At 72.5% G+C, this 11,522-nt stretch carries 10 protein-coding genes; 6 read left to right on the forward strand and 4 right to left on the reverse strand.

The annotated features are described in order from the left end of the window. Window positions 1-5: 5 nt before the first annotated feature. Together ACFVXK_RS18935 and ACFVXK_RS18940 are read right to left on the reverse strand one after the other, a co-directional pair. Complete coding sequence (locus ACFVXK_RS18935) at window positions 6-2,663, reverse strand: hypothetical protein (RefSeq protein ID WP_389613061.1); 2,658 nt, start codon at window positions 2,661-2,663, stop codon at window positions 6-8. Window positions 2,664-2,759: 96 nt separating this feature from the next. Continuing rightward, the gene (locus ACFVXK_RS18940) at window positions 2,760-3,416 is read right to left on the reverse strand and encodes a dihydrofolate reductase family protein (RefSeq protein WP_389613063.1); all 657 of its coding nucleotides are present in this window, start codon (window positions 3,414-3,416) and stop codon (window positions 2,760-2,762) included. 163 nt (window positions 3,417-3,579) lie between these two features. Here ACFVXK_RS18940 and ACFVXK_RS18945 point away from each other — a divergent pair, with 163 nt between their 5' ends. The 3 genes from ACFVXK_RS18945 to ACFVXK_RS18955 all read left to right on the forward strand — a co-directional run bounded on the left by ACFVXK_RS18945 (window position 3,580) and on the right by ACFVXK_RS18955 (window position 6,299). Further along, a complete protein-coding gene (locus tag ACFVXK_RS18945; RefSeq protein ID WP_389613065.1) occupies window positions 3,580-4,608 on the forward strand; it encodes an FUSC family protein in 1,029 nt (342 codons plus the stop codon). A gap of 120 nt (window positions 4,609-4,728) precedes the next feature. Continuing rightward, entirely contained in the window at window positions 4,729-5,634 is a 906-nt protein-coding gene (locus ACFVXK_RS18950) for an FkbM family methyltransferase (protein WP_389613067.1), read from the forward strand. Window positions 5,635-5,675: 41 nt separating this feature from the next. Then, window positions 5,676-6,299 (forward strand): hypothetical protein, encoded by a 624-nt coding sequence (locus ACFVXK_RS18955; RefSeq protein ID WP_389613069.1) that lies wholly within the window; start codon window positions 5,676-5,678, stop codon window positions 6,297-6,299. 113 nt (window positions 6,300-6,412) lie between these two features. On the opposite strand, the gene ACFVXK_RS18960 is transcribed toward ACFVXK_RS18955, so the two are convergent. Together ACFVXK_RS18960 and ACFVXK_RS18965 are read right to left on the reverse strand one after the other, a co-directional pair. Beyond that, the gene (locus ACFVXK_RS18960) at window positions 6,413-6,853 is read right to left on the reverse strand and encodes a DUF4279 domain-containing protein (RefSeq protein WP_389613071.1); all 441 of its coding nucleotides are present in this window, start codon (window positions 6,851-6,853) and stop codon (window positions 6,413-6,415) included. 314 nt (window positions 6,854-7,167) lie between these two features. Then, window positions 7,168-8,094, reverse strand: a complete 927-nt coding sequence (locus tag ACFVXK_RS18965; RefSeq protein ID WP_389613073.1) for a cyclase family protein — start codon at window positions 8,092-8,094, stop codon at window positions 7,168-7,170. A 100-nt stretch (window positions 8,095-8,194) separates the two neighbouring features. On the opposite strand from ACFVXK_RS18965, the gene ACFVXK_RS18970 reads away from it, so the two are divergent. Genes ACFVXK_RS18970 through ACFVXK_RS18980 form a run of 3 tightly spaced genes read left to right on the forward strand, consistent with a single transcriptional unit; the run spans window position 8,195 to window position 11,394 of the window. Further along, window positions 8,195-9,106 (forward strand): SDR family oxidoreductase, encoded by a 912-nt coding sequence (locus ACFVXK_RS18970; protein WP_389613075.1) that lies wholly within the window; start codon window positions 8,195-8,197, stop codon window positions 9,104-9,106. Window positions 9,107-9,127: 21 nt separating this feature from the next. Continuing rightward, window positions 9,128-10,321, forward strand: a complete 1,194-nt coding sequence (locus tag ACFVXK_RS18975) for an acyl-CoA dehydrogenase family protein (protein WP_389613077.1) — start codon at window positions 9,128-9,130, stop codon at window positions 10,319-10,321. Then, entirely contained in the window at window positions 10,318-11,394 is a 1,077-nt protein-coding gene (locus ACFVXK_RS18980) for a Zn-dependent alcohol dehydrogenase (protein ID WP_389613079.1), read from the forward strand. The genes ACFVXK_RS18975 and ACFVXK_RS18980 overlap by 4 nt, the downstream gene beginning before the upstream one ends. The last annotated feature ends 128 nt before the right edge of the window (window positions 11,395-11,522 follow it).

Genomic DNA, 11,522 nt, shown 5'->3' on the forward strand with positions numbered 1-11,522 from the left:
TCCTGTCATTTGGTGAGGTCGAAATGGCGAATAGTGTATCCGGCGTAAGTCCCGGTGTTATCGGCTCCCTTGACGACGACGTAATCGATGCGCGGGGGATCCGCGTTCAGTGCCGCCTTGAGGGCCTCGTACAGGTCCTTTTCGCTCTGGATGTTCCTTCCGCGCTTCTTCATTTGCTCGAGGATGTCCTCGAAGTACTCGCGGGTTCCCTGCGAGACGCGCTTACCGCCGATTCGGCGTTCGCCCAGGTCCGTGGTGACGTGGCTTTTCGCCTCGACCACGACGTACCGGTCGCCGTGCTTGTACACCTGGTCGAACTGGTCGTTGCCGTTGTCCGGGCCGTGCAGCTTCTGCTCCTGGGCGCCGGGGAACTCCTTGGGTATCGCGTGTTCCCGGGCTATGGCCTCGCCGTACGCCTCGCTCTTCTTGGAAAGGGCCTCGTGGAGCGGCGCGTGCTGGGCCCGGGCCGCGTCGAGCGCCGCCTCGGTTTCCGGTGTGCCGAGGAGCTTGTGCTCCTTCTTCGCCTCGCCGTAGGCGTCGTGCGGACCCTTGTCGGCGGTGATGGCGTCGTGCCGCTCCTTCGCGGCGTGGTCGAGGGAGTCCCTCATGTCCTGGGTGACGGAGGGGTGCTGGTGGTCGATCGAGTGCGCCTTGCCCAGGTAGTCCGGCGGGACGGGCGGCGGGATGTCCGACTTGGGCACCCAGACGTGGGGAGAGGTCTCCACGAGCTGGGGCGGGACGAGGCCGGTGTGGTCCGGTACGTCGGCGCGCAGGCGGTAGCCGAGCTTGTTGTAGTACTGCTTGAAGTAGGTGTCCGCCGGGTCGTTCGCCCGGTGGACCTGGTACTCCATGATCTGGCGCTTCTCGGCGTCCGTGTACTTGTGGGGGTTGTCCCGGTGCGGCGGCAGCTCGGGCCGGTCGCCGTGGCCGGGCACCCCGGGGGTGGCACCGCTGTCGTGGCCGAGGTTGTCGGGGATCCCGCCGCCGGTGCCGTGGCCGAGGTTGTCCGGGATGCCGCCGCCGCCCTGGTGCGGGATGCCTCCGCCGCCGTGGCCTCCGCCGCCCGTGGACGGGGTGTCCGGGTGGTGGGTGCCGCCGGTGGTGGGGGTGTGGTCGGTGCCGCCGTGGCCGCCCGTGCCGCTGCTGCCCGGTTGGGTGTGGCTGTTGTGGGGGGTGTGGTCGGCGGTGCCGCCGGGGGTGTGGGTGGCCGCGCCGCCGGGGGTGTGGGTGGTGGCGCCCGCGATGGGGTGGTCGGTGGTGCCCGTGGCGTGGTGGGTGTTGCCGCCGCCGACGGTGACTTCCTGTTTCTTCGGGACCTCGGTGAGGGGGTGGTCGGGGCCCTTGGGGACGGTGGTGAGGTCCTGTTTGGGGAGGCCTTGGTGGTCGAGGAGTTGGTGGGTGGTCTTGTCGTAGAACTGGGGGCGGCCGAGGGCGTCGTCGGGGAGGCGGACGGTGTCTTCGGGGTGGGGGAACTTGATGCCGGGCATGTCGGCCTTGGGCAGGTCTTTCCACACCACGTCGGTGATCTTCGGGAAGGCGCCGTCGGTTTTGCCGAGGTTCGCGAAGAGGTCGCCGATCTTGACCTTGGCGAGGGAGCCGGCCTTGCCGATGTAGGTCATGGGGTCGATGAGGCGGCCGGCTTTCCCGGCGACGCTGATGACCTTGGCGACCGTGCCGGCTTTCGCGGCGGTGCCGGCGCCGCCGGTGAAGACGGTGGTCAGGACGTTGAAGGTGACCGCGCCGGCCGCGCGGGCGGGGTTCTTGCCCCACTCGTCCCAGGCGACGAGGGCTTTGCCGGTCTCCTTGACCGCGGTGCGGGAGTCGCGGATCCAGGAGGGGAGGTCCTTGTCGTCGGCCAGCCAGAAGGCGGTGCCGACTCCGGGGAGGGCTGCGATGGTCAGGCCGGTGGCGAGTTTGGCCAGGCCGGTCCAGGCCTGGCCGGCCTTGTCCCAGCCGTCGACGCCGACGAGGGTGCCAAGTCCGCGGATGGTGCCCCAGATCCCGTCGACGATCAGGCCGTCCCAGACGAAGGACTTGACCCAGTAGCCGATCTCCCAGGCGCGGTGGGTTTCTTCGAGTTGGGAGCCCCAGGGCAGGTCTTGTGCCTTGTTGAGGTCCTCGCCTTTGTAGCCGTACATGTTCGCGCCGTGGGAGCCGTCGTCGGCGGTGAGGGGGGCGGCGCAGTAGAGGGCGCGGATCTTGTTCGCGCAGGTGCGTTCGGCGGCCCAGAACGCGGAGACGGCGGCGTTGACGTCGTGGATCAGATCGTTGTTCTCGTCGATCTTGTCGCCGTCGTCCTTCCAGTGCTTGTCGCCGCTGATCTTGCTGCTGAAGGTGGTGGCCTTGGCCTGGAGTTCCTTCAGGCGGGCGACGATCGGCCTCGCCTCGGTGATGTATTCACCCAGTGCCTTCGACGCGGATTCCAGCTGGTCGGCGAAGAAGTCGCTGTCGGTCTTGACCGGTTTGGTCGTCGCGAACAGTTTCTCCGCCTCGGGAGCGGAGTAGAACGCGGACAGGCCCTGGAACTCGGAGTCCACGTTCGACCCCGCGTCACGGAACGTGCCCGCGGCCGTGTCGATCGCCGTCTTGTTCTTCTCCAGCGCGTCCAGGTCACCCGTGAACAACGGAATCGTGCACGGATTGATCGGTACGTGGTCGGCCATGGCCCCCGCCCCCAGGTATGGATCTGCCTGCGCCAGCCTAACCGCCGGCCGGCGGGGGTCCCTGTACGCGCGTTCGATTCGGCGTGTCCGGGGTGACTAGCGGCGCCAGAAGAGGTGGTGGGTCACGCCGCTCGGGCTGGGGACCACGTCCCTGTGGAAGCGGTCGAGGAGGTCCTCTGGGGAGTTCCACAGGCGGATGCCGGAGCCGGCCTCCACCGGTGACACCGCCACGTGCAGGGTGTCGACCAGGTCGGCTTCGAGGAACTCGCGGATCGTGGTCACCCCGCCGCCGAGGCGCACGTCCTTGCCCTGCGCCGCCTCGCGCGCCCGGGCCAGGACCGTGGCCGGGTCGGCGTCGACGAAGTGGAACGTGGTGTCGGAGAGGGTGAGGGAGGGGCGCGGGTGGTGGGTCATGACGAACACCGGCGTGCGGAAAGGGGGTTCGTCCCCCCACCAGCCCTGCCAGTCGGCGTGGTCCTCCCAGGGGCCGCGGTAGGGCGTGAACTTGTTGCGGCCCATGATCTCGGCGCCGATGTTGCGGTTCCAGTCGCGGGTGAAGTAGTCGTCCAGGCCGCGGCTGCCGCCCGGATCGGTGCGGTTCGGCCAGCTCGCCGTGGCACCGGCCCAGGAGAACAGGACGGAGGGGTCGAGGCCGTCGCCGAAGGGGCGGTCGAGGCGCTGGTTCTCGCCGGCGCCGATGCCGTCGCGGGTGATGTTGATGTTGACGGCCCGGAGGAGTTGGGTGCTGGGCATGGGGGCCTTCCTGGTGGTCGGTGGCGGGGGTCCGTGGTGGTGCCGAGGGTTGAGACTGCCGGGGCGGGCGGAACTCATCGGTGCGGGCCGGGATCGACGCGCGGACATGCCGCGTACGGCGTAATGGGGGTGGGAGGCGGGGCGGGCGGCGCAGGGTGGGCGCGTGCGTGAGTGGTTCTCCGGGCTCGGTGGGCCGGTGCGGGCCGAGTGGCCGGGGGCGGCGCGGATCGTGGTGAGCGTGGCGGTCGCGTGGCAGGCCGCGCTGTGGCTGGGAGCCGATCAGCCGCCGGTGTACGCGGCCGTGGTGCCGCTGGTGGCGCTGCGCGGCGATCCGGGTACGGCGCTGGGCGCGTCGGTGCAGCGGGCCCTCGGGGTGGTGGCCGGGGTGCTCATCGGGATCGGCGTGGTGAACGTGCTGCGGCTGTCGACCGTCGCGCTGGCGCTGGTGGTGGCCCTGGGGCTGGGGGCGGGGATGCTGCTGCGGGCCGGGGGCGGGCTGAACATCCAGGTGGCGGCGTCGTCCCTGCTGGTCTTCGCGAACGACTCGCCGGACGCGTACGCGTTCCACCGGGTCTGGGAGACGGTGGTGGGCGGTGTGGTGACGGTCCTGCTCGCGCCGCTGCTGTGGCCGCCCGACCCCCATCGCGTGCTCGTCGGCGTCGGTGAGGACTGCCGGCTGCGGGTGACGCGGGCCCTGACCGGGACGGCGGCGGCGCTGGGGGCGGGGCCGGATGCCGCGCGGGACAACCTGCTGCTGGTGCAGGACCACGTGGCGGCGGTCCACGCCGGCGCCGCGCGGGCCCGGGAGGCGGAACGGGCCATGCGGTTCAACCCGGTGCGGCGCCGGTACCGGGGGGCCGTGGCGGTGCAGGTGCGGGAGGTGGCCGTGGTGGACGGGCTCACGGCGCACCTGGTCACCCTGGCCCGGGAGGTGGCCGCCTTCGCCGGGCGGGAGGACCTCGCCGAGGACGTCCGGCGCGCCGCGCAACGCCTGCCAGGCCTCGCCTCGCTCACCGCCCGGGCCGTCGAGGACGTCCTCGCCGGCACCGACCCCCGGCCTTCCGTGGCGGCGGCCCGGGAGGAGCTGGCCGGCTGGACCCGGGCGGACTCGCGCCCGGCGGCCGTGGCGCTGCGGCGGCCGTTCCAGCGGGTGTTCGAGGACCTCGACCTCGGCCCCGGGCGGGGCGCCTGAGCCGGGATCGGCTCCGGGTGCGCCAGGATGCTGCGCCGGGGGCCAGCGTCCGTCCGTCCGTCCGTCCGCCCGTCCGCCCGTCCGCCCGTCCGCCCGTCCGCCCGGAGAGCGAGAGCGCCCATGACCGCCACCACCGCCAACGCCGCCGCTGCCACCACCGCCAACGCCGCCGCCACCCCTGCCCGCGCCGCGTCCCCCCTCCTCGACCTGATCCGCCCCGCCCGGCCGACCCATGTCCTCGACGTCGGCGCGAACCCGATCGACGGGGATCCGCCCTACCGGGCGATGCTGGAGGCGGGGCTGTGCCGGGTGACGGGGTTCGAGCCCCAGCCGGAGGCCCTGGCGGAGCTGCTGGCCCGCAAGGGCCCGTACGAGACCTACCTGCCCGACGCCCTCGGCGACGGCGCCGCGCACACCCTGTTCGTCGCCGCGGCCTCCGGGATGACCAGCCTCTTCCGCCCCGATCCGAGGCGGCTCGGGCTGTTCAACGGGTTCGAGGAATGGGGGCGGGTGGTGGCGGAGGTGCCGGTGGCCACGCGCCGGCTGGACGAGGTGGACGCCGTCGGGCCGTTCGACCTGCTGAAGATCGACATCCAGGGTGCGGAGCTGATGGTCTTCGAGGGCGGGAGGCGCAAGCTGGCGGAGGCGGTGGCCGTGCACACGGAGGTGTCCTTCGTCCCGTTGTACGAGGACCAGCCGGTCTTCGGTGACGTGGACCGGGAACTGCGCCGCCAGGGCTTCGTCCCGCACGCCTTCGCCGCCGTCAAGCGGTGGCCGATCGCACCGGTCGTCTTCGGCGGCGACTTCCGGCTGGCCCGCCACCAGCTGCTGGAGGCCGACGTGGTGTACGTGCGCGACTTCGGGCGCCCGGAGGAGATGACCGACGCCCAACTGGGCCAGCTGGCACTGCTCGCCCACCACGTCTACGACTCCACCGACCTGGCCTACCACTGCCTGCGGCAGCTGTCGGCCCGCAGCGCGGCGGCACCGGACGCGGCGAACGCGTACCTGGCGGCGCTGGGTTAGGGGGGTCGGGCTGTGCCGGGGCCCGTGGCTAGCATCGCCGCATGGGTGTGGACATGACGGTTCTGGTCGTGGACTGGGCGCACGTGATGGACGTGGCCCCGGAGGACCGGCTGGGGGTGCTGCAGGAGTCGGCGTACGCGGACGACGACCCCGACGGGGACGGCGACGTCGTCGACGGGTGGGTGTGGCCGGCCGCCGGGTCGGAGCGGGCCTGGCTGGGCCGGTACGAGTTCCGGGGCACGCTCGGCTCGTACAAGCCGCACTTCCGGGCGGCGGACGGCTGGGAGAAGGTCCGGGGCGCGGTCGGGGGTGAGGTGCGGGCGGCGCTGGACGAGTTCCTGGAGGGGCTGATCTGGTGGGGGCCGCTGGCCGACGTCGATGCGGAACAGGTCGACCCCGGGGTGCTGCCGTCGCTGGAGGGGCTGTGGCGGTCGGGCCCGCTGATCGTGCGCGGCCCGGAGACGGTGGCGCGGCTGCGGCGGAGATGGCACGAGGCCGCCCCGGGGCTGGAGGGGCTGCGGGCCCCGTACGGGGAGCTGGCGGGGCGGGAGCCGGGGCGGTGGATGCCCGGGTTCGAGGAGTTCGCCGAGCTGCTGGGGGGCTGGGCCGAGGTGGTCGGCGAGGCGGACCGGCGGGGGTGGGGGGTGGTCGGCCTGCCGATCTAGCCGCCCCGCGGGGTCGATGAGGGGAGCGCCGCCGAGCGATGCCGACGGAGCTCCCCTCACGGCTGCCTCACGGGCCTGGCCGAGCGGGCCGTAAGGCGGCCGGCGCGTGGGCGCTACGGGCCGCAGAGGTCCGCGGGGCCGCTGCATTCGTGGTAGACGTACTGATCGATGTCGAGCGAGGCGCGGGCCGCGCCGACCCACGCCATCAGGTCGGGACCGAGGAAGATGCCCTTCTGCTGCGGATCTTCGAGGTCGCGGATCTCCTGAACCAGCACCAGCGAGACGGCGGCCTCCCCGGAATCGACCAGCCGACGCAGGCCGGCGGCAAGTTCCGGCCCCCACCCGAGCACCACGGGTTCCAAGTGCTCCGGCCTGGCCCCCGCCTCCGCCGAAGCGCGCCGGATCCAGGTCGACTGGGACCGCGGAGGCGACTGGGGACGCCGACGGCTTCCGATCGTGGTCGCCTCGTCGGGCTCCACCCCCAGCCTCTCGGAGACCTCCGCCGGCTGGAGGGACTCGCTGACCACCCTGAGGTACATCCGGAACCCGCTCACGACCTGAACCTGTAGTTCGTCGGAACGAGGATCTTCCCGTCCTTGCTCATGAGCACGATCCTGCCATCCCCGTCGCGCACGGCGTCGAATCGCGACACGTTGTTCTTCCCGACCCAGTCGGCCTTGAAGCCGTGCGGGTCCTCACCGAGCCCTTCGAGAGCCTTTGCGGAGTGCCGGGTGTGCGGAGTGGGAGGAGCGGGTGCGGTTGTGTGCGTCCGAGGTGGTGACGAACGCCTACCGGCACACCGACACGGCCGAGAGTGGGCCGCCGTGGCGCAGGGGGAGTGCGTGAAGGTGGTGTGGTTCAGGCTGGTTCAGAGGAGGGCGACCGGGGAGACCGGGGTGCCCGTGCCGCCTACGAAGGGTTCCGGCATCGCCGACAGGAGGAAGGTGTAGCGGGACGCTTCCGCACAGGCTGTGGACAGTGGTTCGAGGTTCCAGTTCTGGCCCTGGTGCATGCCCATCTCGACCAGGTGCAACGCGTGCACCGGGAGCCAGAGGTTGTCGATCTCCGGCGGGAAGATCTCGAAGGTCAGGGTGTCGTTCGCGACCGCCGCCACGTCGCGGGCGTGGAACCACTCCGGGGTGCGGACCGAGAGGCCGGGGGACGGGAAGCCGTAGCCGTGTTTGTCGCCCGCCAGGTAGAGCTGGATCTGGCCCGTGCGGACCAGGACGACGTCGCCCGCGCGGACGGTGACCCCGGCGAACTCCTCCGCCTGCGCCAGGTCCTCCGGGGTCACCGCGTGGTCGCCCGGGAGGCGGTCCAGGCCCTTGGCGCGGGCCACGTCCAGGAGGACCCCGCGCGAGACGATCGGGGTGGCCTTGTCGATGCCGCTGAACTGCGCGCGGGTGTGCGCGGTGATCGTGTGTGCCGGGCGGCCGTTGTAGATGCGGCCCGAGTGCGAGACGTGGGTGAGGGCGTCCCAGTGGGTGGCCGCCTGGAGGCCCATGGTCACGGCGTCGTCGCTGCACGCCACCGTGCCCGGGCCGAACAGCTCCTGGTTGATCTGGACCATGGTGTGCAGGGGGTTGATCCGGCCGGGGATCATGCCGGCCTGGACGCCGTCCTCCTTGAGCGGGAGCGCCAGGGGGATGCGGCGGCCCGTGCGGATCTCGGCGGCCGCGGCCCGTACGACCTCCTCGGTGATCAGGTTCAGGGTGCCGATCTCGTCGTCGGCTCCCCAGCGTCCCCAGTTGTTGACGCGCTTGGCGATCTCGTGGAACTCGGGGGGCAGGGTCATGGCCGCCATCCACTCCTTGAACGAACAGGGGCTTGTGGGAAGGGATCTGACTGGTCATAGAATCTAACGGACCGTCAGAAAAAGCGGGAAGGGGCCGGACGTGGGGAACTTCTTGGCAGGCAAGGTCGTGGCCGTCACCGGCGCCGGCCGGGGCATCGGCCGGGCCGTGGCACTCGCCGCCGCCGCCGAGGGCGCCAAGGTCGTCGTCAACGACTACGGCGTCGGGATCGAAGGGAACGCGCCCACCAGCGAGGTGGCCGAGGACGTGGTCAAGGAGATCCTCGCGGCCGGCGGCGAGGCCGTCGCCGTCGCCGACGACATCTCCACCATGGCCGGCGGCCAGCGCATCGTCGACACCGCCCTCGCCGAGTACGGGCGCCTCGACGGGGTGGTGTGCGTCGCGGGCATCCTGCGCGAGCGGATGCTCTTCAACATGTCCGAGGAGGAGTGGGACCCGGTCGTCGCGACCCATCTGAAGGGGACGTTCACCGTCTTCCGGGCCGCCTCCGCCGTCATGCGGCGGCAGGGCTCCGGCACCCTCATCGGTTTCACCAGCGGCAACCACGCCGGCTCCGTCGCCCAGGCCAACTACAGCGCCGCCAAGGGCGGGATCATCTCCCTCGTCCGCAGCGCCGCCCTCGGGCTCAACAAGTACGGGGTCACCGCCAACGCCGTCGCCCCCGTCGCCCGCACCCGGATGTCCGCCAACGTACCCATGGAGCTCAAGGAGATCGGCGAGCCCGAGGACGTCGCCGCCCTCGTGACCTACCTGCTCAGCGACCGCGCCGGGGCCGAGGGCATCACCGGGCAGGTCTACACGATCGCCGGACCGAAGATCGCCGTCTGGGCCCAGCCCCGCGAACTGCGCGCCGGGTACGCCGAAGGGGCCTGGACCCCCGAGAAGATCGCCGACTTCCTCCCCGGCACGGTGGGCACCGACCCCATGCCGATGCTCGCCCAGCTCGAAGCCATGGCCAAGGCGGCCGCCGCCAAGGACCGCCCGAACGCGTAGGAGCAGAAGGGGAGGGCGGGCGTGGACTTCAGTTTCGGGGCCGAGGCCGAGGAGCTGCGCGGGCGGGCCCGCGCATGGCTCACCGGGCACCTGGTCGGCCCGTACGAGGAGGCCGTCGGCCTCGGCGGGCCCGGCAGCGAGCACGAGGGCGTCGGGGCCCGCCGCGCATGGGAACGGGAACTCGGCCGCGGCGGCTGGATCGGCACCGGCTGGGCGGAGGAGGGCTACGGCAACCGGCGGCTCTCCCTCACCGGACAGGTGGTCTGGGCCGAGGAGTACGCGGCGGCGCGCGCCCCCGCCCGGGTCGGCCACATCGGCGAGAACCTCCTCGCCCCCACCCTGATCGCCTACGGCAGCCGCGAGCAGAAGGACCGCTTCCTGCCCGCGATCGCCCGCGGCGAGGAGCTGTGGTGCCAGGGCTACAGCGAACCCGGCGCCGGCTCCGACCTCGCCGGGGTGCGCACCGCCGCCGTACGGGACCCGGCGGACGGGCGGCTGCGCGTCACCGGGCAGAAGATCTGGACCTCCCTGGCCCGCGAGGCCGACTGGTGCTTCGTCCTGGCGAGGACCGAGGCGGGGTCCCGCCGCCACCACGGCCTGTCCTTCCTCCTCGTCCGGATGGACCAGCCGGGACGGGTGGAGGTCCGGCCGATCCGGCAGATGTCGGGGACGGCCGAGTTCAACGAGGTCTTCTTCGACGGGGCCGTCGCCGAGGAGGTCGTCGGGGGTGAGGGCGACGGCTGGACGGTCGCCATGGGCCTGCTCGCCCTGGAGCGGGGCGTCTCCACCCTCGTCCAGCAGATCGGCTTCGCGGCGGAGCTGGAGCGGGTGGTCCGGGCGTACGCCGCCTCCGGCGCGCCCGACCCGGTCCTGCGCGAACGCCTCGTACGCCAGTGGGCCGAGCTGCGCACCATGCGGTGGAACGCCCTGCGCACCCTCGGGGCGGCCGGGGACGCCGGGGCGCCGAGCGTGGCCAAGCTGCTGTGGGGCGGCTGGCACCGGCGGCTCGGGGAGCTGGCGGTGGCCGTCCGGGGCGCGCGGGCCACGGCCGGGCCGGGACCCTGGGCGCCCGGGGTCCCGTACGAACTCGGGCTCGACGAGGAGCAGCGCCTGTTCCTGTTCACCCGGGCCGACACGATCTACGGCGGCTCGGACGAGATCCAGCGGAACATCATCGCCGAGCGGGTGCTCGGCCTGCCTAAGGAGCCCAGATGAGGGGCGTCGTGTTCGACGGCAAGCAGGCCCAGGTGGTCGGGGACCTGGAGATACGGGATCCGGGGCCGGGGGAGGTGCTGGTCGCGATCGCGGCGGCCGGGCTGTGCCACAGCGACCTGTCGGTGATCGACGGGACGATCCCCTTCCCGCCGCCGGTGGTGCTCGGGCACGAGGGGGCCGGGGTCGTCGAGGCGGTGGGGCCGGGGGTGACGCACGTGGCGCCGGGGGACCACGTGTCCCTGTCCACCCTGGCCAACTGCGGGGCCTGCGCGGACTGCGACCGGGGCCGGCCGACGATGTGCCGCCGGGCGATCGGGATGCCGGACCGGCCGTTCTCGCGGGGTGGGCAGCCGCTGTTCCAGTTCGCGTCGAACTCGGCCTTCGCGGAACGGACCCTGGTGAAGGCCGTGCAGGCGGTGAAGATCGCCGAGGACATCCCGCTGACCTCGGCCGCGCTGATCGGCTGCGGGGTGCTCACCGGGGTGGGGGCGGTGCTGAACCGGGCGAAGGTGGGGCTCGGGGAGACCGTCGTGGTCATCGGGACCGGCGGGATCGGGCTGAACGTCATCCAGGGCGCGCGGATCGCGGGGGCTTCGGTGATCGTCGCCGTGGACGCGAACCCGGCGAAGGAGGCGGTGGCCCGGCAGTTCGGAGCGACGCACTTCGTGGACGCGTCGGCCGCCGGGTCCCTCGCCGACACCTCGGCGGCCGTCCGCGAGATCCTGCCGACCGGCGCCGACCACGCCTTCGAGTGCGTGGGCAGCGTGAAGCTGATCCGGCAGGCGGTCGACCTCCTCGACCGGCACGGGCAGGCGGTGCTGCTGGGCGTCCCCGGCTTCAAGGAGGAGGCGTCCTTCCTGGTCTCCTCGATGTACCTGGACAAGACGATCATGGGCTGCCGGTACGGGTCCTCGCGCCCGCAGCGGGACATCGCGCTCTACGCCGAGCTGTACCGGCGGGGGGAGCTGCTGCTGGACGAGCTGGTGACGGAGGTCTACCCGGTGGAGGACTTCGCGAAGGCGGCGGACGACGCGCACCACGGGCGGGTGGCGCGGGGGGTGCTCACGTTCTGATCCGGGTGCCGGGTGCCGGGTGCCGGGTGCCGGGTGCCGGGTGCCGGGTGCCGGGTGGTGGGTGGTGGGTGCCGGGTGGTGGGTGGTGGGTGGTGGGTGGTGGGTGGTGGGTGGTGGGTGGTGGGTGG

Origin of the sequence: Streptomyces sp. NPDC058157, assembly GCF_042884105.1 — a bacterium.
In the GTDB taxonomy this organism is placed as follows: domain Bacteria; phylum Actinomycetota; class Actinomycetes; order Streptomycetales; family Streptomycetaceae; genus Streptomyces.